The following is a 25,316-nucleotide window of genomic DNA, read 5'->3' on the forward strand; positions in this document are numbered from 1 at the left end:
GATCGAGACGTTGCCGTTGTAGACGCCGCCGGCGACCAGCACGGTGTCGCCCGCCTTGGCGAGCTGGGCGGCTTTGGTGATCGATTTCACCGGGCTACCGGATGCACCCGAACCCGTGTCGCTGCCCGTCGTCGAAACATAAATAGTGGTCATGATTCTTCTCATTCAAAAGGATTAGGGAAAAGTTTGATAAGATGTGAGTTGCGCAGAACGCGCTCTTCTTCTGCAAAGAAGATCGTTGGCTCAGATGCGATGCACTGAACGCAGTCTCAGTATTATGAGAGCTGATGTTGTAAGAAGTCAGAGATGAAGAAGTCTAGGGGGGATACTAGGAGGGAATATTATACTCTGAACTCAGAAAGGTGCACTTAATACCATTACTCATAGAATGATATTCTGGCTGAGATAATGCGGTTTCTCCTTCCGAAATGGTGTGCTCTGGAGAGTTGTACGGAAACACTGCGAATGGTTTTTGATTTCAGAATAGGGCCAAAGCATGACGGGCCCGATTTTTTAGCTATGTCGCAGTAACTCGAATGCGATCAGGGGGCTCCGCTGAACGAACCGCGCAGACCGCAATGCCGAAGATTTAGTCGGCGAAATGAATCCGGATTGTTTGTCTAAGAGGCCGGGCCTAGGGTTCAAGTCAGCGTTCGGGTGTGCCGCCGACAGTGAGCCTGAGCACCTCGTGAAGTTCGGCCAACGTTACGGCGCGTTGCACTTTCAGGAGTCTGGATGCAAGCGCCGCGTCGATGTTCGGGTCCTGGAGAATTGATCGGGAGCGTCGCCAACCTCGCTTGAGGACATGTTTTAGAACGCGCAAGGCCCGGAAGGATCGCTGGCTCCGGTTCCAGGCTCCACCGAGGGTCCGACGTTGCTTTCTGATCAGATCATCGAGGGATGTGCGCGTCGGATGTTCGACGATCATGCTGCAAGCCCAGACGAGATCGTAGCCCGCGGCTTTGATCCTTTGCGAGAATTCGACATCTCCTCCCGATCTCAGGGAGAGATCAAAACCATTCAGCTCGTCGTAGATCGTTCGAGACATGAGCCAGTTCGCCGTCACGCAGCCATCGTCAATATCGTTTCTCCCAAGATAGCTGTGGCGCATTTCATAAGATGACACGGGGCCTTCATCCGCAGCGAAAAGCATAACAGGGCCTGAGATGACGCCGACATTGGAATGGAGGTCGAATGTTGCGACGGCCGATTCCAGCCAGGAAAACCCGGGCCGACAATCGGCATCCGTGAAAGCGATCAATTCCGAGCGTGTATGGAGAACACCTGCATGTCGCGCATTGTACGATCCCGGTTCGCCATGTGCGATCGCTGCCGCCGGAAGACCAATGGTAGAGAACTCGTCGATCAGTGCTTGAACGCCCGCAGACGGACCAGAACTCGCATCAGCGTCGTTATCGACAACGACGACATCGAAACTCCGATAGCTTTGTTCGACGAGACAGGTCAGGCATTCACGAAGGTGCGCATCCATCCGATAGGTTGGGATGACAACGGAGACTCGCGGGCGCTCCATGTTTGCGAAGCCTTGTTGACGAAACGCGGCATCGGGCAGGGTGCCAGCAACGACCGCTCTCCTTCGCGTTTATAAGGCAGGTCACTTGTTCATCAAGCATCCGCGACCCAAGGCTTGGGAGGTAGCCAGCAGGTTCCGAAATGCTCTTGGATGCATGTTAGGCATAAAGATCTACTAAGAGATTATTTGCGTAAGATCTTGCGACTTTCACTGACGTATTGTCGCATAATGTCAACTGTACACCTGAAGCTGCGACATGATACGGCTTCTCTCAAGCAAAGCTGAGCTATGAATTTGCTTAAGCAGCCGGCGCTGCTTTGCCCGATTGCGTGATGATCTCATGCGATCAAAAGGGAACCCGGATGCAACGACATCCGGAAAGAAGGTAACGCAAAGCGATTACCCACATATAGGGGCATATACATTGTCTACACTTTATATTTCACCGACAGGCTCGGGGAGCCGGGACGGCTCATCCCTGGCCAATGCAGGTACTCTTTCAAATCTTTCGACTTTCATTGGTAAGGCCGGTGCCGGGGGACAGGTTCTCCTGCGTGCCGACCAGGGCGCCTACAATCTTTCGGGTCAAATCACGATCAAGAGCGGCGGCAGCGCGGACGCTCCAGTGACGATCCGGGGCGTGGATGCAAGCGGCCATACGAAGCTCGCCCAGATCAACGGAACCCGCGCTGCCGAATGGACGACCGGCAAAGCTGTTGGCTCCGAAGTGTTCCGCCTGCTGGGTGGAGCCGATCACCTCAAGTTCGAGGATATGGCGTTCAGCAACATCGGTGACGGCGCATTTCGCATCGGCGCGGATATCAAGGACATCACGCTTCAGGACATGCATGCGACCAACGTGAAGCGCTTTCTGGCCGACACGGCTTCGAGCGGTTATTCCAGCGCAAGCGTCGACGGTCTCACCATTCGCAACGTTGACATCGACAAGTACTCGCACAACTCCATCAAGCTTCAGTATGACAGCCGAAACGTCGTCATCGAGGATGTCATCGGGCGGGGTGATTCCGGCACGCCCGAGCAATACGTATTCGGCGTTTCGCTCGATGGTACCGTCCACGACGTGCTCTTCAGAAACGTGACGATGCAAAGCAGCCATGCCCGTGGAGCGAACAACGCATATTGGAACGGGGACGGGTTTTCCACGGAAGGTGGGACATACAACATCCGCTTCGAGAAGACTGTGGCGTACGGCAACACGGATGCGGGCTACGATCTGAAATCCAGCAACACGGTGCTGGTCGATGCAATCGCCATCGGCAACAACCGCAATTACCGGTTCTGGAGCGACTCCATCACAATGGAGAACAGTCAGAGCCTCGACCCGAGGCATTTCGGCGGGAGTGCATCGACGGATCACTTCTGGCTGGGCGAGAATGCGCACGGGAAAGTAACGTCAGGGTACATTTCGGACTATAACCCTGGATCGACCGTGTTCGACCTCTGGAAGGCCGGTGCGGTTCTCGAAGTGAATGGCACCAAGATCGACTCGGCCGGGAAACTGTCCGGCCTTCATTCGAAGTCGTCCCTGCTTCTCGATACGGCCAGCAAATCCGGCCTGTCCTCTCAGGCATCGAAGGCATCCGCGCCCTCGTCTGCCGGCGATGCGCCCCGCGCGCATTTCGGCACGAACGGCTCCGAAAAGCTGAAGGGGACATCAGGCGCGGACGCGATCTTCGGCTATGGCGGCAACGACACCATCAGGGGCAAGGGCGGCGCGGACATTCTTCTGGGCGGCACGGGCAGCGATACCTTCGTGTTCGACACGAAGGCCAGCAGGAAGTCTGGTGCCGCGACCATCGTGGACTTCCGGCCAGGAGAAGACACCATCAGCCTTGAGAATGGCGTGTTCGTCAAGCTCAAAGGCGGGGCTCTGAGTTCAGCGAATTTTGTTGCTGGAACCAAGGCTCTCGATGCGAACGATCATGTGATCTATGATTCAAAATCCGGGGAGCTTCTCTATGATTCCGACGGAGCTGGCGCCGCGGCCGCGATTCATCTGGCGACGCTCAGCAATCATGCACGCCTGACGGCGGCCGATTTTTACGTGATCTAAACAGATAAAAGACAGTGCGGCTCGGCGCGGCATCGCACCGAGCCGCATCCTGGATGAGATACGTCAGCGCGGCCTGATATTTTCATGGATCATGGTGAGGGTTTTGATAATCAGGACGCGTTTGGACCTGAACAGCATGAGGACCGCGAAGCTGATTGCGTAAGTGATGACGAGAGCGGCACCCAGTTCGGTGATCGAAGGTGCGTGCAGATATGTCCTTCCAAGTGCCAGTGCGCATCCGCCCACCAGCAACCCGATCGCATGGGGGAGCACGGTTCTGTAGATGTCGCCAACGCTCACATAGCCAGCCTTCCCTGCCATGTACCATAGGAAGGGAAGGCGAAACGCGTAATCGCTGACGACATAGGCGATGGCTACCCCAAGCGGGCCCCAGGGCAAGCCAACGGCGAACGAGATGATCGTCGACATAGAGGCCACGATCCCGACGATCCCGAGATCACGCATCCTGCCCTGACTGATGAAGAGCCAGCCCAGTGTCGACGTGAAGGTCTGGTGCAGCCCCGCAATTCCAAGCCAAGCGAAGATCGGTGCGGCTTCCGTCCATCGGCTTCCGAGGAGCAGTGAGACAGTCGCATCGGAAAAAATAACCGCGCACAATACGCCGGGCTGCACGGCCATCATCAGGAGGCTCACGCTGTTGAGATAGGTGCGGCGGTATTCATCCGGCTCATTCTGCAGCCGCGACAGGATCGGCGTCATGACTCGGCTCAAGGGCCAGGTCGCCTGCGTGAGCGGCAGAAGCATGAGCCGATAGGCACGATCGTAGAATCCAAGTGCGACAGCGCCATGGGCTTTTGCAATCATCAGGTTGTCTGCGCTGCGCGCGAAGAAATTCAATATGTTGAACATGGAAAGGCCGGCGCCGAAGCCGATCATCTGCCGCGCCGCCTCGTCCCAGAGCGGGCGCCCCGGGAGCCAGCGCGCCGCGATGGCCGAGACAAACAGGTTGAGGGTTCGGGCGCATATGAGCGGCACCAGCAGGGCCCAGTAGCTGCCTGTGTACCAGGCAACCGCAACCCCCAGTGCAGCTCCCACGACGACGCCGAGAATGTCAAGACAAGCCAGCAGCCTGAAGCGGAGGTTGCGGGTCAGAAGCGCCATTGGCTGCTCGCCGATGACGGAGAATACCGTGAGCGCAGCCCCAGCCCAGATGACGCCTGTCAGACGGGGTTCCTGGAAGAACCGCGCGAGGAAGGGCGCCAAAACCACAAGCGCGACAGCGAAAGCGAGGCTGAGGAGAACGGACAGCCAGAAAAGCGTGTTGGCTTGACCTTTCGTGATCGTCTGCCGTTGAATGAGCGCTTGGGTCAGGCCAAGGTTCTGGATCATCGTGACGAAGCCGATGATGGGCGCCGAAGTGGCGATCAGGCCAAAATCGGCCGGATGGAGCAAGCGCCCCAGGATCGGAGCGGTTGCGAAAGTCACCAAGAGCCGGCAAGCCTGAGCCGCCCCCATGAAGACGACGGCTCGGGCCGTTGAAACCTTTTTGGTCATCGGACTGCCCGAGGCGTGTTGCATGCCTTACGGACCCAAATGGCCCGGTAATAGGTATTGCGGAGGTGGTTCCAAGGAAATTCCAAGAAAATCGTCATCGCCCATCCTGATTTCGATGCCGAAACCAATGTCGAATGTCATGCTGGCACGTCCAGCCGCCTCCCGTCCGCGAAGGTTGAAAGGCTCGTACCAATGGCAGATCGATACTCTGCCAGAGTGCGATCGATTGAGAAGTCGAGCGCCCGCTTACGGGCTGCGGCGGCGAAGGATCTGCGATTGAGAGTATCGCTCATGGTCCGAAGGGCGGCGCTCATGGCGCCTTCGTCATTGGTTGGAACCAGGATGCCGAACCTGGCCATGGTCAACGCTGTCACCTTCTGCGTTCCGGCTGTCCCTTGAAGAATCTCTGACGGACCTGAATCGCAATCCGTCGATACGACGGGGAGACCGATGCACATCGCCTCGATCATCGCATTGGGAAAGCCTTCCGCATTGGACGGCGACACATAAAACTTCGCTCGTGCCATAATCGCGTGGGGATTTTCCGCGAAGCCAGGCATGTGCACCCTGTCGGCAATACCGAGTTCGCGGCTCAATGCCTGAAGCCTGGACCGTTCGGCTCCCTCTCCGAGGATCACGAGCGAGCTCTCGATACGCGCAGCAGCATAGGAGCGCAGCAGCATGGCGAAATTCTTGTTCGGCGCCAGACGTCCGACGGCCACGATGAAGTCGAGAGGCAGGGTAACGGAAGGTTCCGCTCGGACGGCATCTTCGATTCTCTCGGAATCGACTGGATTGTAGATCGTGGTCAGTTTCGAGGCGGACACTCCATAATTCTCTAGGAGATCATCCCTGATGCCATGGGACACGGCGATGATCTGATCCGCAAAGGGATAGAGGAGCTTAATCAGGGCTTTCTTCACGTGCCGCCCGTGGGCAGACGAGAGATGGCTCGTCGTATGGACGCGCTCGCTCACGATGCATGGGATGCGCGCGATGCGTGAACAGGCAATCGCAGCACAGTTCGAGCGCGTCAGAAAGCTGACGATGATATCAGGGTTCTCCCTGCGGATAAGCTTAAGAAGAGCGGCCATGCTCCGCAGAAGGTTCCCTGCCGCATTCAGATGAATACGGGAGACGCGCTCCGAAGGGGAGTAGCTGTCATGTGCCTGATCGAGGGTGACGAGAGTGACCGTCCAAGTCCTCTCGGACTCTGCCAGGACGGATGCCACAAGGCATATCACCCGTTCGGCGCCACCGCCCTCGAGAGAGTTGATGACGAAGAGAATCCTGGGGGAGTGTGTTTCGTTCGTCATGAGTGAGGCAAATCGATCCCGGCATGTAAGGCCGAGCTTAGTTTCCGACGTTTGGAGGAATGATAGCACAGGCTTGCGGGTATGGCTGAGCGATTGAAGCGATTGCTTCGCGCCGGCGGATCTAATTTAGACGCTTCTCACGTCATCCGCATTCCGATGCCCGTAAGACAGCGCGCGGATCATGGCGGACGGATGGGGATGCCGCTATTGTATGTGTGGAGTTCAATCGACCGATCTGTCCGATGTCGACGTTACCTAGACACTGGAAGCTATGGTGCACATGATCAGAGCAGGGCTCTGTGTTTCTCGGCAAGAATGCAAAGACTTTACGGCTGCCCCCTGGATCCTTGTCCCATTCCGCACGCCGTCGGAGGGAGAATACGCCATGTATGTCGTCAATCGTTTACGCCTCTCATGGATCGGCGCAGGTGAAGGGCATGCCAAGGCTTGGCGTCCCAAGAACATCTTCAGAAAGTTGAGCCGGACGCTTCCCTCACCCATACGTAGCACCGTGACAAGCCTCGGCCGAGCGTGTGTCCTGTTCTACCGAGTAGGATTGCTCAGTCGGGTCGTCTTCATCGGCGTGACGGGCAGCACGGGCAAAACGACGACGAAGGATTTAATTCACGCCATCCTGTCCACCTGTTTTACTGGCCACAAGAGCCGGGCCAATGATAATTTAGCAGTTCATGAAACTATCTATCATGTCAGGCCCGACCACTCCTATTGCGTCCAGGAGATCGCAGCAGCAATAGGCGGTCACAGGGTTGCTCTCGAACGCCCCTTAGCCTTGGTCAGGCCCCGCATCGGAGTTGTCACCAACATCGGTACGGACCATATCGGCGCATTCGGAAGCATCGAAGAGATCGCGGCTGAGAAGGGCAAGCTTGTAGCATTGCTGCCGAAAGACGGTGTGGCGATCCTCAATGCCGACGACCCGAACGTTCTGGCGATGCGCTCGCGGTTTGAAGGTAGGACCGTGACCTATGGATTATCGCCTGATGCGATCGTCAGAGCGGAGAACATCGACAGCACTTGGCCCAACCGGCTTGCGTTCGACTGCCTTCACGATGGGGTACGCCATCGCATCCAGACGCAGCTTTGCGGTAAGCATTGGGTGTCCTGTGTGCTGGCGGCCGTGAGTGTGGGTCTCGAGATGAGAGTGCCCATCGAGGCTGCCGCGCATGCGGTGAGCCGTGTTACGCCAAATAAGAGGCGGATGGAGCCCGTATCGGGCACACGCGGGATCACCTTCATTCGCGACGACATAAAGGCGTCTTTAAACTCCATCCCTCCCGCCTTGGAGTTCATGAAGGACGCAAGAGCGTCTCGGAAGATCATCGTGATCGGAACCATTTCCGACTATTCCGGGAACTCGGAGACGATTTACAAACGCGTTGCCAAGTCGGCCCTTGAAGCCGCCGACATTGTGATCTTCGTTGGGCCGAAAGCGTCGAAATGCTCAAAGGTCAAAAACACGCTGCGAGGCAACGCACTCTGGATATTCGCCTCGGTCGCACAGGCTCGGGATCATTTGGCCAAGGTGCTTCACGCAGGCGATCTTGTACTTCTCAAAGCGTCTGAACGAGCGGACAGGTTCGACCTGCTCTATTCACTTATGGACAATCCGGATCCCGCAAGCCTCGGCGCTGCGACCGACAATGGAGTGATGTCGGAAGCGGCGACAATGCCGGCGCGGCGCGCTCACACACTTCACCCTGATGCTTTAAGCGCCGTAGGAGCGACATCAGTATCGATGGATGCTCCATCCGAAGACCCCGGAATGATGTTTATCATCGGGCTTGGAAACCCGGAGGCGGAGTTTAGTCAAAGCCCGCACAATATTGGTCATCATGCCCTCGACGAACTGGCGCGCTTCTTCGGAGTGGAGTGGATATCGTATCCGGATGCTCTCATGGCGAGCACAATATGGAACGGAGCGAAACTGTGCCTCGTCAAGCCCATGATGCCGGTCAACCAAACCGGCGCCGTCCTTCTGAACCTGGCGACCGAGTTTCACTTTGGGCCGGATGAATGCATCCTTGTTCATGATGACATGGATCTTCCCCTTGGAGGCGTTCGAGTGCGCTCCAAGGGAAGCGACGGCGGGCACAGGGGCGTTCGGTCAGTGCTCCAGGCATTCGGCTCCGCTTCCATCACCAGGGTCAAAATCGGAGTAGGACGTCCGGCCGAACAGGACAGCGCGGCCAAGTACGTACTAAGCCCGTTCTCACCGAAAGATTCGCTGACCGTCAGCCGTGTCTGTGCCGAGGTCGCGGGCGAGCTTATTCCAAGAGAAGTAACGAAGTGGCTTCAAAGCCAACGCGCCACATCTTAATGAAAGGTCGTTCATACGACTGTCCTCTGCCGACCAAGGCGTCCGATTTCGATTGCATCCATGGACCTATCGATGCCAAGCAACTTCGTCGTCAAAACCAGCCGAGATGCGCCTAAGCAAGCCTGGCTTTCGAAGCTGAGTGGCGGCACTCTTGAACTGGTGAGCGGAACGCACGTTCGGTGTCACGCCGACTGGTTCTATGAGGGCGGATGGGCCGAAACCGATAGCCCACGCTCTTTGAAAGGAGACGGGATCTACCTGGGGTCCGGTGGCGTATGGGATGGAGAATGTCTTTCGCTCATTGCGCCCAGTCACACGGCGGAAGCCGTTTATGTTGCTATTACGCCCGATGCTCTATTCGCCTCAAACTCACTGCCTTTCGTGTTGACCGGCGCAGGTGTGACGGAGTTCGAGGTTGGGAGCGTTCGGGGCAGGTTGGAGACATTGGTCCAAGGCCTTGAGCGATATCGGCGCGACCTTTACGAGACGCCACGGCTTCGCCTCTACAGATACTTCAACGCCATCATCCAATGTCGTGAGGGAAGAGAGCCAAGAGAGATCGTTCAGGACGCGGATGTTTCGTGCATTACGTCATTCGAGACTTACCGGAATTATCTTTTGTCCATCATTCGGCAGGCAGCCGATACATACCGAAGCGACGGCATTTCGGTTTATCTGTCGACAGGATATGATTCGACGGCGTGTGCGGCACTCGCAAGGCAAGTGGATGGCGATTGCATCGCAATCATGATCGACAACGCCCGGTCCGGGCAGACCGACGCCGGCCTTGAGGCCGCGCGTGCACTTGGCATCCGGGCCGAGATGTTGAACCGGAAGAACCGCCTACGTTTCTCAGAGAAGCGTGATGTATGGCGTGAGTTCGTCACGGGATCCGACATAGATCGCCTCTCTGATTTTTATATCGGAATGGGAGTTTTGGACGAATGCCTCCATGCTCCCGAAGACTTGCTGGCGGGGCGGACGGTGCTGACGGGCTTCCACGGTGACAAGATCTGGGATCCCTCCCTTCACCCGACGACTGTTCTCAAAAGAGGAGATATTTCGGGCGCGAGCATCGGAGAATTTCGCTTGAGAGTGGGGTTCCTTCACATCCCGGTCCCGATGCTGGCTTTCAAGGCGCATCCCTTGCTTCAGGCAATAGGGCTATCGAATGAGATGCGGCCGTGGAGAAGCGGACGGACGCTGAAGATCCAGTCGATCTCGATCAATATTCCGGTTCTCGGCGTGAAGACACATCCTCTCCTGCAACGATTTTGGGATTCGAGGTGGCTTCCGAAGAAGGCGCGGCAATGGCGCTATCGCGGGACTTATGACCGACCCATTCCGAGGAGAATCGCCGAAGAGGCCGGGATACCACGCCAGGCCTTCGGCCAGAAGAAGCTGGCGGCGGCCACTCTGGTGCAGGGGTTGGACGGCATTGAGGTGGATCTGTTTCGCCGCTCGATGTCGCGCTACCAGCGCTGCGTAAATTTCTTGCGGGATGCTTCGGATTCCAAGGGGAGCATGTAAGAATATGAGGCCGGCCTTCAGTCACGTGAGGGTCCGGAGCGCGATATGAAATGCCGGGTTGTTACGCTATCGCAATCGGGCCATGAGGTTCGTGGATCTGTCGAGCGATCGGAGAATGGGAACTCTTCGGCGAAGCCGTCGGTAGGCGCCAAGGATTAGGGCCTCGACCCCACGCTTGGATGGGCGAGGATTGATTGGAATACTGCTGAAATCGGGACGTTTCCGGTCGATGAATTGATGGAACAGAGCGGCCTTGGCTCTGTCCTTGAGAGGCGCGGACATGAGAAGATCCAGAACGGTGCGCGAGTTGAAGATGACCTGTGTGTCGAAGGCGAAGTCCGATCCCATTAGAACCTGCGCGTGCCACGTCGACATGCGATGCTCCCAGTAGACCAGATCCCAGGCATCGTAGCCGAGCAGCGAGGGATTGAAAGGGTCTGAGAGATCATATCCGGCCAAGTCGATGAAGGCCGCCATCTCATCCTGCATATACCGCATGGCCTCCTGGCGAAGAGGCTCACCTTGGCGATCCTGGTGCGTGGCAACATCGATCCAATTGTCCGCCCCGAAACGGGTTGGCATCACGGGATGCCTGCGCCAGAACGCACGACCTATCTCTGCCAGGTTCGAGCGGACGTGAATGTAGTTTCCGCCAGCGAATGCTTCGAAATATATTGCGCTCGCCTCGTCGAAGTGCTTGTAATCCACCATCGCATCCGCCGCGGCGTAAATCGATGGAGCATCCGAGCGGTTCACGACAGCGAGAGGCCGGTGTTCGAACCTGGCGGACCGGCAGAGCATGCTTGCGATGTCAATATCGGTCGCATCATCCGGACCGCGATAATAGGTAAATGGAACGGTGGAGGGAATATGGGAGAACGCAGCCAGTGTCGTTCTGCTGTCGATCCCAGCTGTGAGTGAGAGGGCCGGCGTCCAACGGAGCGCCACGGCATCGGCGGTTCTCGTCAGCACGTCTTCAAGAGGAGAAATTAGCTCCTCGATCGTCCTCTCGACCCTGCGCTTTATGGGCCAGAACCGCGTGAGTTTCTTGCTGCGGAGATCAAGAGAGAAGTTGGCCGGAACGACGCGAACGCCAGCGACAGGCGAGACGTTGCCAGGCAACCCATAGCGGAAGTGTCGGAACAGCTCCTTACGTGCTTCTCGCCCGAGGGCTCGGCCGATCAGCGTCGAATGAGATGCGATAAGATCGGCATCCTCTGCAAAATACGTAGATCGTGTCGCACATGCATCGTTGAAGACGGTCCATGTCCCTCGACTGTAGCAGATCACCGTATAGCGTCCGATGATGTGGTCGGACGCGGCGAGCATCGTCTCGACCCCGTCATGTAACGCAGCATGCAGGAGAGTTCGAGCCGCATCCGGCTCCTGACTGGCGGGAGCACGTAAATCAATGCAGTGGCCGATGAGGATCAGGAACGATTCTTGGCTTGCAACTGTATAGCAATGGTAGTCCGGAGAGATTTGGAGCTTTCCGATCGGTACCAGAACATGGCCAAGTCCGGGGGCTTCATAACGATCATCAAGAGAGAAAAGGAAGCTGCGAGGGTGCACGCCGCTCCCTAAGGACCAAGTCAGATCATCCTTCGGCTGTCGGCGATTGTCACTCTCCATGATGATCCTCCCGCGGCGCTGGAACGCGCTCACGAGTGAGTGGCGCCACGGTCAATGGATATACTCTCTCGAGCGGGATCGCAGTGCCATGGAAGACGATAGGAAGAGCCTGTCTTGGGCTGATCAAGCCGTCCACCACGCCATAAGACTAGCGCATCCCGCGAGAAAGTGGACCCTCTTTGCAGCACGATGTTTTCTTCGAAAGTTTTCAATCAAAGGTAGCCGTTGACTAATTTAGCAGATCTCCGCGGCAACTTGGGAGGATCATCAATGATGATGGAAGGAGCTGACTTCTGAGCATAATTGACCGATGGTCTGTGACACGAAACAGTACTATGATTACACCTCGAAAGATGACTCTCCGAAGCTGGTATCCACTTGACGGGAATAATGGGATCTCAGGAGTGAGCCCTCCTGGTTTGACGTTCCAGGTGCTCAGGTGAATTCGTGCTTTGCCGTGGGGAGACGATCCAGGACAAGAAGCTGGATGATGTTATCCAAGACAGGTGCATCGATTGGGCCGATCCTCTTCCCATTTACCGGGATGGGCGTCGGCGGAAGTCATATCTCCACCTTCCATCTGGCCCGTGCTCTGGGCACAAGACACCGGATCAGGTGCGTCATCGTGGCCGCAGCCGATTCACAGGTCGCGAAATGCGCCGCCGAGATGGGATTGGAGGTGTTGCCGACTGCCGATGTTCCAGCAAAGCGGCGTGATGTGCTCGCCGATGTCCTGAAGCTTCCGAAGCGTGTCCTTATGTTGCGATCGTATGGCGCTGGAGCGATCGTTCACTGCAGCGATCTATGGACGCTTCAGGCATGGGGAAGCGCAGCGAAAGTGCTTCGACGGCGAGTCGTGTACCATCACCGCGCCATTCTCGACATGTCGATGCTGGACAGAAGAATCCTGCAACTGGCCCATTCCGTCATCAGCATTTCCGAGCCCTGTCGCCGCAATCTCAGCTTCCTGCGAGAAGAAGAGATAGACAGCATCACCAACCCATTTCCTGAGCCTGCTCTCAGCGCCGGCTCAGGATGGAGGGCTGAGTTCAAACGGGTCTGGGGCGTTGGTGAACCTGTTCTTTTAGTGGGATTCGTCGGCAACCTGCAGCACCGCAAAAGACCTGGCTTTTTCCTCGATGTGTGCAGCAATATTGCTCAGGCTCTACCGAATGCCCGCTTTGTCATCTTCGGTTCGGATCGAGACGAATCGAACGCGGATCTTAAACGGAAAGCCGACGGGCTTGGGATCGGCGACAGGATTGTCCTTCCCGGGTTTCGGTCGCCTTCCGAGATGAACTTCGCCACACTGGACCTCCTGATCGCCCCAGCGCTTGGCGAGCCGTTCGGCCGAACACTCGTCGAGGCCTTGCTGCTGGGCGTCCCCTATGTCGCGACCGACGATGCTGGCCATAGTGAAATAGCCCGCCGATGGGCCGGTGGGCGCCTCGTCGCAAGGGATGCAACGCCGGAACAATTCGCCGAAGTCGCTCTGCAGGTTCTCGTGAATCCAAAGGATACGGCTCTCCCGGATGAAGTCCGGCGCAAGATCGCAGACGAGCTCTCCCCGGTGCGACATGCTGACCGCGTTCTCGCGATCTACAAAAGAATACAGGCAATCTCATAAGTCACGACTTCGAGACCATAAATCGCTTTGCGGGGAAGGTGATGCGGAGCCAATTCTACGCGACCGACATCAACTTCGTATAGATCTCGCTTGTCGCCTCGCTGATCCTGTTCCAGTCGTAATTCTTCAGCACACCCGGCGGATCTACCTTGAAGGCATGATGGGGCGCCCGCAACTTGCGCTCCAGATCTTCGATGTCCCCGACCCGGAAATAGCTCTTCGCCGGAAATCCGAGGTCGAGATTCGGCTCGATGTCGCTAAGAAGAACCGGGCACCCGCTCATAGCTGCCTCCAGCGCAGCGATCGGCAGACCCTCATGCCGGGAGGCCAGGACGAAAAGCGAGGCCTGCCGCAGGAGACCAATGACATCCGCCTGACCCAAATAACCGGTGAAAATCAGGTTCCCATCGGCTTCCTGATGAAGCGCATCGACGTAGGATTGATCCATTCCAGCATCGCCGACGACGACCAACTTCGTACCGCAGTTCGCGCGTTTAAAAGTCTTGATCAGGAAATCGATGCCCTTCTCGGGAACCAGGCGCCCGACGGTGATGATGTATCTTCCCGACGTTAGGTTGAACTTGTCCAAAAGCGCCGAACTGTCTGCATGCTCCTGAGCAACGTCAAGGACATGGGTCGCGCCGTTGGGGATAAACGTGATGTGGGATGAGCGCGATTGGTGCCGCGTCTTCAGCATCTCCGTCAAAGAAGGAGAGACAACGATAATGTGGTCAGCGAAGTGCAAGGCACAGTATTCGCCTAATCGAAGCACATTTTTTGCCAAGGCGTGCCACCGGTCCCGGTCATAATCCTTTCCGTGGTGCGTTACGACGACCCTCAAGCCAAGCGCTTTTGCGATCGGCGCCACAAGGGCCGGTCCGATCGCATGAATATGCACAATATCGGCATGAAGCTGGAACCTGGCATAAAGCAGGGCGATGATGGCGTTCGAAATGGCCTCGAGGTGCTTACCCTTTATATGCGGTAGAGCGACAACCTCCACGCCATTGAATTCAGCCGAGGGGGATCCGCAATAGGAACGCCGGCCGACTATCGTGAAGCGGTCCGAGGATCGCCGTCTTTGCAATCGGGGATAAAGTTGTTCGCAGTGTGTTTCGACACCACCGACGACTGCCGGAACCCCTCTTAGTCCAAGGACGCAGATCTTCATTGCTGCCGCCTTTTCAGGTCCTATTGTATGCCTCTGTTGTCGAGTGTTCCGCCATTCTCGATGAGCGACATGCGGGCGCCGGGGCCTATATTGATTTCCGTATCCCGGACGACGGCTTCGCCTTTCGCCTCGATCTGGAAAGCGATGGTTCTCTGATCGCCCCCTTCTATCCGACATCCCGCGATTTCGACGCGCGCGCCCTTGGCCACCCAGAAATGATTCTGTTTGCCGTTTCCGCCACGCTTGTTTGGATTTAGACTTAGGCAATCATCGACCTTGACGTCGCTCCAGATGCGATAGTTGCGCATGTTGTCCTCTGCCTTGGTCCGCATCAAAATCGTCTCAGACGACTTGATGTCATAGCCGCCATCCGTAGAGCCGGATGCGACTGTATCCTCAAGCTTGACTCCGGAAACGTGCCTCTCGGTTGCGAAACCGTCACCGTTCCAGTAGCCGTGCGTCGTGTCCTGGCTGTTCATCATCGTTACGCGACGCAGCAGGACATTCCTCACATTTCCCTGCAGAGCGACGCCGATTGCAAAATCATCGCCGTCCTGACGCTGGCTATCCCCCAAGACATCCTCCATGACAACGTCGCTCGAGTCGCCGCTGAGGCGAATTGCGCCCTTGGAATAGCCCCGAACGGATACTCGGCGGATGTTGAGACCTGTAATGCTGGCAATCTTGTCGGAGGATCCAGGCCCGTTCTCGAAGAAGCGACGGACATTGCGAGCATCTATGTCTTGAAGCTCAAGCCCTTGAATGTTGCTTGAGACGCGAAAGCAGCCATTTCCCTGATTCTGAAACGTGAGATTCTCGAAACGAAGATGATCAGCCCCGGAATCAAGACGGAAGACCTCAGACCCTGGATCGCTTCCCACAGTCCATGGATCGGAACGACTACCTTGTATCAATGCTCTTGCTGGATTTCCGCTAACATCCGCGCCGGTAATCGTGACTGGTTCATTCGGATTGCCTCCCGATCGGATTGTAATCTGTCGGTCCGTTCGATAAGGCCCGGCATCTGCACGAATGAGGATCCTTCCACCTGCGCCAACACGCGAGATGAACAGGGAAAGCATTTCCAACGAGCCGGCATTGTCCCAGCTTGTCCCGTCTCTATCGCCCATGGCCGATGGACTTACGTATAAAGTGCGATGCTCCGTGGAGAGCGAAGAGCACATTTGAGTTCCTGCAAGATAGAGGAGGACGGTCACAATGATCCTACGCCGAGTGTCCTGTGTCGGTTGCAAGCGAAAAGTCATGCAAGCCTCCGGTTCGTAGGCGTGGACGTCAGTGAAACCTAGGAAAGGCTTTCAAGAACGGGATCAGTAGGCGTTTCTAGGCCTAACAATTTCCCCGACCGTTCGAACAAGGATCTCCAGATCCAGAAGCATGCTCCAACGGGCGATATACTCGACATCGAGCTCGACGCGCTTTTGAATGGCTTGAATAGTCGCCGTTTCTCCACGCAAGCCGTGGACTTGCGCCAGACCCGTAATGCCCGGCCTGACGTGTCCACGGATTGCGTAGCTGTTGATGAGCTTAGCGAACGCATGGTCATGAGCCAACGCATGCGGCCGGGGACCTACGAGCGACATCTCACCTTTCAGAACGTTGAGCAGTTGCGGAAGCTCATCAAGGCTTAGGCGTCTTAGCCAACGTCCGACGCGGGTGATGCGTGGATCGAAGTGTTTCGCCTGAACGATTAACTCTCCATCTTCGAGCACAGTCATGGTTCGAAATTTGTAGATTCGGAAGCGACGTCCATTGAGCCCGACACGGGTCTGGCGGAACAGGACGGGCCCTGGAGTGTCAAGCTTAATCGCGACCGCAATGATGACGAGTATGGGAAATACCGCCACCATAACGATGCACGAAAGGACAATGTCGAAGATGCGTTTCTGAGCACGCCCTGCTCGACTAAGCGCCACATAACTACCATCGAACGCGTAGCCTGACATCAATGTGCTTTGATGGGGTGCCGTCACGTTGAGGGTCTCCTCATGATGTAGAGCGGGGTGAAACGTGACTTTCTTCTGCCGATGGCAACGCAAATGATCTCGATCATGGCGCTACGCGATTGCATGAAAATCGGGACGTCGATCCTTTGCACCTAACGCTCCAACGCCGTGTATTTGGGCTTGCTGAGAGACCGCGAGTCCGGATCCATAGCTGGAAACCTTGATAACCCGCGGGTCAGATAGCGCCCCACGCGATATTGGGAAGAGCAGTAGATCCTAGAGAAAAGCTCTAAGTTTACGTTGCTCTTAATTTAGACCTCTTAGAAAACGACGAATTTGACTTAAGATATCCATAGAATTCGATTTGATTTCTGTCTGACGACAGTCAATGAATCGCTGCGCAAAAGGATCCAAATGAATTGTGTCCGACGAGATCGGATCGAGGAAACTAATTTAGCTTGGTGCTTCCCGCTCATGGGACAGATTGGAGGATTGGAAATCCGACTGGACTGAGGCCCCCTGGCAGCTCGAATAGTTCGAGTGATATATCTAATAGGCATTCAGCTCGGCGGCTTGAGGCTTTTTCCGTGTGCTAAACTAGCGCAACGCGGAATGAGCCATTTTGCTTTCAGGTGCGGGATTGGGGAGACACACGAACGTGAAGTCCGTTCGATTTATATTCGAAGAGTAAAGTTCGATCGACGCTATTATGCCATCAAGTGTCGAAAAGATGAGGCCGTAGCCAAATCGAAACCGGAAGTAGTTTATTGCATAGGAACTCAAACTTGGCATTTCGCATCGGTGTGAGAGATGGAATTCCCGGTCTTCGAAGTAGGCATCCAGCTTTCGCAAAAGTGCGAGTTGTGACAGAGGCCCGTGTTTCCAGGCTGCTTAAGGATCTCGCACTTACGAGACGGTATTGATCCAAGCATGACGGTAATCAGGCGTAAGACGGTTAGACCTGCCTAGTCTCATGAGGATTGGGCGCGATGTCGGGAGAGACGTCATGCTTCAGCTTTCAAAGCGAATGTCCCATGGAGCGGCCGAACCCTTCCCGAAAGAAGCCGGGGGCGATGATTACATCAATCTGAAATCGATATTCGCGGCCGTTCGGCGTCAATCCCGAGTCATTATCGGCGGTACTGTGGTAGGGATTGTTCTGGGAATAATTTATGTTGCGACCTCGGTGCCGCTCTATACAGCCACGACAAGCATCGTGATCGACCGCCGCCAGGTTCGGGCTGTCCAGGATGTTTCGGCAGTCACAGACCTCGGTATTGACGCTCCGATCGTGGCAGATAGTCAGGTCGAGGTCATGAAGTCGGAGACAATCGCTCTCGCGGTTGTCAATAAGATGGACCTTGTGAACAATGCAACCTTCCAAGCTCCGCAGGGGTGGCTGCTGACCTGGGCGGTTCAATGGGTGGGAGATACTGCACGGAGCCTTGTCACCTGGGTGACAGGCCCGACGGACAAACCCCAGGCCGATCCAGCCGCGGTAGAAGAAGCTCAGCGCTGGGGGGCCGTTTACCGTCTGCTCTCCCGGATCACCGTTGCTCGCGTTGGGAAGACTTACGTGATCACGATAGGCTATACAGGATCAGACGCAAAGCAGGCCGTACAGATCGCCGATGCCTATGTCGACGCCTATCTGGCGGAGCAGCTGGATACGAAGTATGACGCGACCCGGAGGGCAAACTCCTGGCTTGAGGCGCGCCTTGCCGAACTGCGGCAGCAATCCGTTGACTCCGACATGGCGGTTCAGAAGTTCCGTGCCGCGAACAATCTTATAGCGGTAGGCGGGCAACTCGTATCCGAGCTGCAGCTTTCGGAACTTAACGCACAGCTCAGCGTAGCCCAGGGAGATGTCGCACGTACATCAGCACGGCTTGATCGTATCCGTACGGTTCTGAGCTCAGGCCAAACTGATATGCAGGTTGGAGAGGCCATCAGCAATCCTACCATCAGCGACCTTCAAGTGAGGCTCATGGATGCGAGCAGACGCGAGGCCGAGATAGTCTCACGCTTCGGACCCGAGCATGAGAGGGCAACACAATATAAGCTGGAGAAGAGCGATATCCAGCGGCAGATCCTTGCCGAACTCAGCCGCATCGCGGAAAGCTACGAGAGCGACTACCAGATAGCGAAATCACGGCTTGAGACATTGGACAAGAATGTGAGGACGCTGATCGACAATGCTGCGGACGCGAACAATCGGCTTGTGCAACTGAGGGAGCTGGAGCGCTCGGCCGACACCTATCGGAGCCTTTATCAATCCTTCATGGAGCGTTACCAGCAGACGGTTCAGCAGCAATCCTTTCCAATAGGCGATGCTCGCATCGTGACCCCGGCGGTCCCGCCGATGAGCCCGAGCCATCCGAAGACGGCCCCGATCATTATCCTCTCGGCTTTCCTCGGTGCCATTGCCGGAGGAGCATGTGGAGCGATCCGGGAGCGCCGGGATGATACCATAAGGACTGCGGGTCAGGTTCGCGAAAAGCTCGGAATGAATTGCATCGGTATGCTGCCGAAAATTGCTCCCGCCCGGTTGGGCACGCCGTGGCGTTCCTGGATGACGCCGAACCCGTCGGCAGAGCCTAGAGTGGACAGATTGCCGGACCTTCTCCGCTATTCTGTTGACGTTCCGCAGTCGGAGTTCGCAGAGGCGATGAGGTCGATCGCGGCAACGGTCACCCATCGACACTCCGGCAATGTCGCAAAGGACTTCGCGGTGTTATCCGTAGAGCCTCAGACCGGCCGCACGCTTTTTGCAGCGAATTTGGCTGCCTTGCTGGCGAATGCCGGGAAGACATGTCTGCTGATCGATGGCGATATCGCCAATTCGACTTTAAGCAAGACGCTTGTTCCCGATGCGGAGACAGGACTGCTCGAGGTTCTCGCCGAAGGGTCCCCCTGGCGCTCGGCGTTGCATGTGGTTCCGGGATCGACATGCCTGATCCTTCCGACAGTGAGCCGTCCCGATCTGATCCACTCCAATCAGTTGATCGCGCGGGATCGGTTCGAGGAGACCCTATGCGAAGCAAGGGATGCCTTCGATTATGTTATTATCGACACTCCGCCACTCGGCTTGAGCAGTGACGCAAAGGTGGTGGCGTCGATGGTGGAGAACGCCCTTCTTGTCATGGACTGGGGACGTTCCCGCTCGGAGACCGTCAGAGAAACTTTGCTGGGGATCGACATGGGCGAGTTGCCATGGATCGGCGTGGTTCTCAATCGCGTGGATTTGAAGAGTCTGCGTTGGTACTAAGTATCTCCTACTTGGGACACGTATATGAATGAGGCAGTGGCTTCGCTCCATGCACCGCCGAGGGAGAAACGAGAGGCAGGTCCAAAATTCGTAATCTTCCCGTTCATGGGAAGTGAAATCGGAGGGAGTCACGTTTCGGCCTTGACCCTAGGACAGACCCTTCAGGACGAATTTGACACGCGCTGTATCGCTCTCTGCCCAGATGGGACCAGCATCGCCGAGCAAGCCCGCCGCCAAGGTCTTTCAGTCATCGATTGCGGTGAGACGCCGGTCTCGCGCCATCATCCTGCCTATGATGTCTTGCGATTTCCAAGCCGATGGAAGCTTGTCCGGAGCTTTCCCGAAGACAGCATCTTTCATTTCAATGACCTCCCTAGCGTTCAGTCGTGGGGGCTGGTGGCCAAACTTTCCGGCAGGCACACCGTCTATCATCACCGATCTCTTAACCGCATGACATGGCCCAAGCGGGTCCTCGCGAACCTTGCAGACCAGGTCATCTGTATTTCTGGAGCCTGCGAGGACAACATCGAGTACATCCGACCGGAGAAGAGAACCTTCGTGCTCAATCCAATCAAGATATCAGCGGATGAGCGGATTCGGACCGAAGGTCGCCGCTTCGCTCGTGAGCTCGGGTGTCCGGAAGGCGCTTTCCTGATCGGATTCGTAGGAAATTTCTGGAACTGGAAACGGCCGCGGTTCTTCCTCGAAGTCTGTGCGAAGATCGGGCGCGAGCGGAGCGACTGCCATTTCGTCGTATTTGGTCGCAAAGGGGATGAATCCGAGGACGATCTCAAGGAGTTCGCCGGGGATCTCGGAATGGCCCATCGGGTGACGTTCGCAGGATTCCAGATGCCCGCCGAAAGAAACATCGCTGCGCTCGATCTCCTTGTCGCCACCTCGACGAGAGAGCCGTTCGGACGGACCCTGGTCGAGGCCGTCATCACTGGAACGCCATACCTTGCGACGGACAGCGCGGGCTATCGGGAAACATGGGATCGCTGGCGTGGGGGATGCCTTGTTCCATTGGAAGCCAGTGCGGAGGATTTCGCTTCGCGCGCACTGAAGATCCTGCAGGACCCTGAGGGTCTCGTCCTTCATGAACGGGATCGCCAGAAAGTCATCAACGATGTTTCCGCCAGTACGCATGCTCAACGGGTCATCGAGATCTATAACCGGCTTTGATATCGGCCGGCTCGCGTGGGACGGGGGGCACTAACCAAGGCACCTTGATCGTGTCGATGGTGCTCAAGTCGTTCTGAGCTGTTCCAGAATAGGAGGGTGTCGATGAGTGACCTGCCTGTGCATGGTATAAGCGAGCGTGAGTGCGAGAAGAACGTTTCCCTCAATCATCCATAAGGGCATCGTGGCGAGATTGAGAACAAGGAAGCTCGTGTGTGCACTGACGATCAGGAGGCGCCGGTCTCGCGTTGTCCTGAAGGCAAGACGAAAGAACAAGGCGAACAGGAGGAGGATGCTGACGAGACCGATTGCTCCGGTCTCGTAGAGAGCGGACACGAATGTGTTATGTGCATACAATGTGAAGGTGTCTTCCCAGGATTCAGGACCGTAACCCAACATATAATTGGTTAGAGAGCCGTTCAGGTATGCAGTGATATAGCGACTCCATATGATCGCGCGAGCGGACAGAAGTTCCTCCTCTGCTCTAGTGTAGTGCTCCGGGGGCTTGATGAGGTCGGAGCTTCTCGACAGCGTCATGTAGAGGTCGTCGAACCGCCCCTGCAGAGCGATCCCTGCCGCATACAGAAGAAGAGCTCCGGCGAGGCATAGTACGATGATCAGGAAGGGACGGTCAGACGGTGCAAAGCGCCTGAGAGTACCGAAGAAAAGCGTTGCCGAAACGATTGGAAGCGAGGCCAGAAGAGACGTCCGGTAATTCGCAAGGAGGAGGGCCGCCATCACAACCGGTATGCATGCGAACGCCAGCTTCGGACGTTCCGGTTCCAGGAAGCAGACACAATAGAGAAAAGTCAGGATGATGATGGAAAACGCAGCCTCATGGTTGTATCCGCCGATGAAGCATATGGAGCCATCCGACTCGCTGAGCTTTCCCAATCCCATGACAACGGACAGAACCTGCAAGGCAAACGGTGGCAGGAAGACCGTCAACAGGGCAGTGAAGATAGCGGTGGACCCATGCCGGCGGAGAAGTTCGTACGTAATCATTGCCAGGGCGGTCAGGTAGGCCCACTTGGCCAGACTCCCGAAGGCTCCCGGATAGCGATTGGCCGCTGCACTGGCGACCAGAACGAGGATCACCAGATAGATCCCGGACAAGGCTTTCAAGAGAAGGAAGCGCTTGTCGAGCATAAGTACCCCGATTCCTGCCACTGCAACCGAAGCCAGAGCGTTGAGCGACAGCCCGGCGAGAATTGGAGAATAGGTATACTGATGAAGGGCCGACATGAGGTAGCGCAGCCAAACCGCGCCCAGGAGAAACCATGCCAGCTTGTCATTCAGGCGCAATGCCGCGAAAGCCGTGAATGGAGCTAACGCGAGAAATACGCCAAGGACGATAGGCGTCGGAAAGGTCGGTATGCTTGTCTCCATACCGTCATCCTTATTACTCTGTCGTAACCCCCGTACGTCATCGACCCGTATTCACTGCCGATGAGCATCGTTGCCCGTCAGACGCCACGTCAGCTGGTTGCGCCTTGGAACTCTTGCACGCCATGAGACCATGTCTGAAGCGATATTTCTTTTCCTGGCATCAAGACGGAAAGTTCTGAGCGGATGCGTTCCATCATGAACTCAACCTGGCTTGTTCGGGTCGGACCCGTATGCAATGTCGCTTCGCTCTGAAGTGCGGCAAGATCAATCGAGTCGAATGCTTCCAGCAGTGTCAAGCCGCCGTCTCTCCACACCGGATTGCTATGAAGAACTTCGCAGATGGCACGAATGACCCGGGCTGTGAGAGCTCCGGGTACATTGTTGTTCGTCTGAGTGACGCATTGGAGCGCCGTGATGAGTGTTGCTTGGCCATAGCGGTTGAGACAACGGGCAATGGCGCCGACCGCCATCGTCTGACCAGGGCGTTGGCGTTCCACCGGGAGGGGATACCGCAGGAGTTCCACGTCCGCCCTGAGACATACATCGGCAACTTCGAGCGCCCAAGGTTCCCGCGCGACGACAGCGGCGGAATACAAGGCCATGGGAGAGATGGGGACAGTGACCCCATTGATCGCCTTGAAGGCAATGGCCTGATCCTCTTGCGTCGCGATGACAACCTGACAGGGGACGCTGTCGAAGCCGGCCAGTGCAGCCGCTGTCGTTCTGTGCTGGCCGTCAATGATGGCGAACTTTCCTCCTTCAATGGGAGAGACGACGACTGGAGAAAAGCATGCCCATGAGAACGATTGAGCGATGCGAATGACATTCCGGCGGCCTTGGCCGACGATGGGGCGCTGGTAAGTGGGGTCGACAAGAAGGTCTTCAATCTTGAGCCATTGAAGCATCGGTACTGCGCCGGCATCGATTCCTGTCGGTTTCTCAAGTCCTTCCGTTGAGATCGGTCTCATTGAAATCTCCATAAGCAATGTGCAGGCATATGGGCGTCAGGTGCAGTTGCTGTCGTCTCATCGGCGCAAAGCCATGTTCTCTCCGGGGCAGCCATAACGTTTGGGTCATGGAGGAGGGCTGCATTCATCAGTTGGCTTTGGATCGGGATTGCATGTTGGAATCCATGCTCACCGCGTTTCGGTCAGGCCAATCGGCTCTGGCATCTGTTGTGGAGCTCTGCTCGACTTGGATAACGTCACCGGGTTCAACAGTCGTGTCTGCATCGGCTGAAATCCTGACGGTGCTGCTATCTCCGCGACGTACGATCCAGAAGGTAATCTGTCGTGTGGCTTCCATTCGCTCCATGAGGAGCCGCGGCGCGACGGATGTTGCCTCGTTGATGAGACTTTGGGATGTCGAGAGCCGCGACTTGAGCTGATCGATCGCGGCCTCCGTTTCCTGCCTCTCGGATTCGATCTTCGCCTTCCGCTCGGCCTGAAGGTCTGTCGCATCCCTGTCAGCCTTGCTGACTTCCTGGCGCGCCCGAAGTATTGCTGTCGTGTAGTCGAGCATCTTGCTCTCCAGATCGGCTAGGGTACGTTCGAGTGCAAACTCGCGCGAATTGACAGCGAGACCCTTCTCCACCAATCCACCTACGGTCTGCAGCTCACGGCGGGCGATGGCGATCTGCCGTTCCTGGGCCGCGACCTTCTGTTCGAGATTCACGATTTCCTTCGAGAAAAGATCCTTTAGCTCGGCATTGGCCGCCAATTGGGATCGCAAGGCATCGCTGCGGGTATTCATGACCGCGACCTCGTCCGCGATAAGACGGGAAGCGTCCGGGTCATCGCGCAGATCGTCCGGGATTGGGATTTGCGAACCTGAAGCCAGCTCAGTGGCGAGACGCTCGCGTCGCACCAGCAAGCGACGCATTTCGAGGCGTGCGCTCTCATACGAACCTATGGCTGTGACCCGGTCGCGCTCGAGGCGAATGAGACCCGATTCAGTCTGCCTATAAAGGCCTCCCGACAGACCGATCGCCTGAAGGACGGTCAGTGCCGGTCGATAGGCATATTCACCGGGCTGCTGCACGCTTCCGACAACATAGATCGGACGATATTGGACGATCTCGACGGCGGCATCGGGGCGGTTAGGGATGCCGGCACGCATTTGGAGCGTTTCAGCCACGAGCTTTGCAAGTTCGTCGACCGTCAATCCTTTGGCCGACAGATTGCCGAGAAGCGGCAGTGCGACGCTGCCCGATGCATTCACGGTGTACTCGCCCATGAGAATGCCCCAGTCGAAGTACTCGCTCTTGCCTGCCCTCCATTCAGCGACCTTGATCCTGATCTTGTCTTGCGGACCAAGTCGATATTCTGCAGCTGCTGCCTCACCGGGGAGGATAAGGAGGAAAATAATCCAGAGGATAAACGAGCCTTTGACACTTTGGACGGCACTGCGAATGGTTCGGATAAGCGGATAACCGTGAGAGCTCATGCAGCCTCTCCACTTGACAACATCCTCTTGTCGTAGGCCAGGCAGCAGCTCACCTTAGCTCATCAAGAGACTAAATCAGCCACCAAAATTATCAGTTTATTGGAGACGCGGGCGACAGCTGTCTGCAGGCCGCACGCTAAGCTCTTCCACGCATGTACATTCAGGAAAAACTGCTACTCTGTGTACGTCAGCGGAGCGCAAGTCATGACGATATAATCGTGTGAAGTGCCGGAATGTCAATAAATAAATCATACTCCCTTCAGAGCGGTCGGGAGGAAACGGCCAATATAACGACGAAGCTTGGCGCTAGAGCATGGCTCCGAAAGCGGGATCC

At 56.4% G+C, this 25,316-nt stretch carries 17 protein-coding genes; 6 read left to right on the top strand and 11 right to left on the bottom strand.

Annotation, left to right across the window (positions count from 1 at the left end; translation table 11 throughout):
* Both AB4097_RS16470 and AB4097_RS16475 read right to left on the bottom strand, forming a co-directional pair.
* Window positions 1–165 (bottom strand): DUF1565 domain-containing protein (locus tag AB4097_RS16470; RefSeq protein WP_442041522.1); only part of this gene is annotated, 165 nt, incomplete at its 3' end.
* A gap of 481 nt (window positions 166–646) precedes the next feature.
* Complete coding sequence (locus AB4097_RS16475) at window positions 647–1,534, bottom strand: glycosyltransferase (RefSeq protein WP_442041462.1); 888 nt, start codon at window positions 1,532–1,534, stop codon at window positions 647–649.
* 424 nt (window positions 1,535–1,958) lie between these two features.
* Between AB4097_RS16475 and AB4097_RS16480 the strand changes: the two genes are divergently transcribed.
* On the top strand, window positions 1,959–3,608 hold the full coding sequence (locus AB4097_RS16480) for a hypothetical protein (RefSeq protein ID WP_442041464.1): 1,650 nt from the start codon (window positions 1,959–1,961) through the stop codon (window positions 3,606–3,608).
* A gap of 63 nt (window positions 3,609–3,671) precedes the next feature.
* Here the strand turns inward: AB4097_RS16480 and AB4097_RS16485 are convergent, their stop codons facing one another.
* Together AB4097_RS16485 and AB4097_RS16490 are read right to left on the bottom strand one after the other, a co-directional pair.
* Complete coding sequence (locus tag AB4097_RS16485) at window positions 3,672–5,147, bottom strand: lipopolysaccharide biosynthesis protein (protein ID WP_442041466.1); 1,476 nt, start codon at window positions 5,145–5,147, stop codon at window positions 3,672–3,674.
* A gap of 113 nt (window positions 5,148–5,260) precedes the next feature.
* Complete coding sequence (locus AB4097_RS16490) at window positions 5,261–6,439, bottom strand: glycosyltransferase (protein WP_442041468.1); 1,179 nt, start codon at window positions 6,437–6,439, stop codon at window positions 5,261–5,263.
* 385 nt (window positions 6,440–6,824) lie between these two features.
* Here AB4097_RS16490 and pth point away from each other — a divergent pair, with 385 nt between their 5' ends.
* A complete protein-coding gene (gene pth / locus AB4097_RS16495) occupies window positions 6,825–8,777 on the top strand; it encodes an aminoacyl-tRNA hydrolase (RefSeq protein WP_442041470.1) in 1,953 nt (650 codons plus the stop codon).
* A gap of 72 nt (window positions 8,778–8,849) precedes the next feature.
* Complete coding sequence (locus tag AB4097_RS16500; protein WP_442041472.1) at window positions 8,850–10,307, top strand: hypothetical protein; 1,458 nt, start codon at window positions 8,850–8,852, stop codon at window positions 10,305–10,307.
* 66 nt (window positions 10,308–10,373) lie between these two features.
* Here the strand turns inward: AB4097_RS16500 and AB4097_RS16505 are convergent, their stop codons facing one another.
* Window positions 10,374–11,939 carry a hypothetical protein gene (locus AB4097_RS16505; protein WP_442041474.1) on the bottom strand — a complete coding sequence of 522 codons (1,566 nt, stop codon included), beginning with the start codon at window positions 11,937–11,939 and terminating at the stop codon, window positions 10,374–10,376.
* Window positions 11,940–12,426: 487 nt separating this feature from the next.
* Here AB4097_RS16505 and AB4097_RS16510 point away from each other — a divergent pair, with 487 nt between their 5' ends.
* Window positions 12,427–13,566 carry a glycosyltransferase family 4 protein gene (locus AB4097_RS16510; RefSeq protein WP_442041476.1) on the top strand — a complete coding sequence of 380 codons (1,140 nt, stop codon included), beginning with the start codon at window positions 12,427–12,429 and terminating at the stop codon, window positions 13,564–13,566.
* A gap of 55 nt (window positions 13,567–13,621) precedes the next feature.
* On the opposite strand, the gene AB4097_RS16515 is transcribed toward AB4097_RS16510, so the two are convergent.
* The 3 genes from AB4097_RS16515 to AB4097_RS16525 all read right to left on the bottom strand — a co-directional run bounded on the left by AB4097_RS16515 (window position 13,622) and on the right by AB4097_RS16525 (window position 16,728).
* Window positions 13,622–14,737 (bottom strand): glycosyltransferase family 4 protein, encoded by a 1,116-nt coding sequence (locus tag AB4097_RS16515; protein WP_442041478.1) that lies wholly within the window; start codon window positions 14,735–14,737, stop codon window positions 13,622–13,624.
* A gap of 20 nt (window positions 14,738–14,757) precedes the next feature.
* A complete protein-coding gene (locus tag AB4097_RS16520; protein WP_442041480.1) occupies window positions 14,758–15,867 on the bottom strand; it encodes a hypothetical protein in 1,110 nt (369 codons plus the stop codon).
* Between the two features lie 198 nt (window positions 15,868–16,065).
* Window positions 16,066–16,728 (bottom strand): exopolysaccharide biosynthesis polyprenyl glycosylphosphotransferase, encoded by a 663-nt coding sequence (locus AB4097_RS16525; protein ID WP_442041482.1) that lies wholly within the window; start codon window positions 16,726–16,728, stop codon window positions 16,066–16,068.
* 979 nt (window positions 16,729–17,707) lie between these two features.
* Between AB4097_RS16525 and AB4097_RS16530 the strand changes: the two genes are divergently transcribed.
* On the top strand, window positions 17,708–19,969 hold the full coding sequence (locus tag AB4097_RS16530) for a GNVR domain-containing protein (RefSeq protein WP_442041484.1): 2,262 nt from the start codon (window positions 17,708–17,710) through the stop codon (window positions 19,967–19,969).
* Between the two features lie 24 nt (window positions 19,970–19,993).
* On the top strand, window positions 19,994–21,151 hold the full coding sequence (locus AB4097_RS16535; RefSeq protein ID WP_442041486.1) for a glycosyltransferase family 4 protein: 1,158 nt from the start codon (window positions 19,994–19,996) through the stop codon (window positions 21,149–21,151).
* Between the two features lie 63 nt (window positions 21,152–21,214).
* On the opposite strand, the gene AB4097_RS16540 is transcribed toward AB4097_RS16535, so the two are convergent.
* From AB4097_RS16540 to AB4097_RS16550, 3 genes are all read right to left on the bottom strand, one after another.
* Window positions 21,215–22,537 carry an O-antigen ligase family protein gene (locus AB4097_RS16540; protein WP_442041488.1) on the bottom strand — a complete coding sequence of 441 codons (1,323 nt, stop codon included), beginning with the start codon at window positions 22,535–22,537 and terminating at the stop codon, window positions 21,215–21,217.
* 89 nt (window positions 22,538–22,626) lie between these two features.
* The gene (locus AB4097_RS16545; RefSeq protein ID WP_442041490.1) at window positions 22,627–23,505 is read right to left on the bottom strand and encodes a chromosome partitioning protein ParB; all 879 of its coding nucleotides are present in this window, start codon (window positions 23,503–23,505) and stop codon (window positions 22,627–22,629) included.
* A gap of 127 nt (window positions 23,506–23,632) precedes the next feature.
* Window positions 23,633–24,982 carry a polysaccharide biosynthesis/export family protein gene (locus AB4097_RS16550; protein ID WP_442041492.1) on the bottom strand — a complete coding sequence of 450 codons (1,350 nt, stop codon included), beginning with the start codon at window positions 24,980–24,982 and terminating at the stop codon, window positions 23,633–23,635.
* Between the last annotated feature and the right edge of the window lie 334 nt (window positions 24,983–25,316).

The organism is Microvirga sp. 2MCAF35, from assembly GCF_052115545.1.
In the GTDB taxonomy this organism is placed as follows: domain Bacteria; phylum Pseudomonadota; class Alphaproteobacteria; order Rhizobiales; family Beijerinckiaceae; genus Microvirga.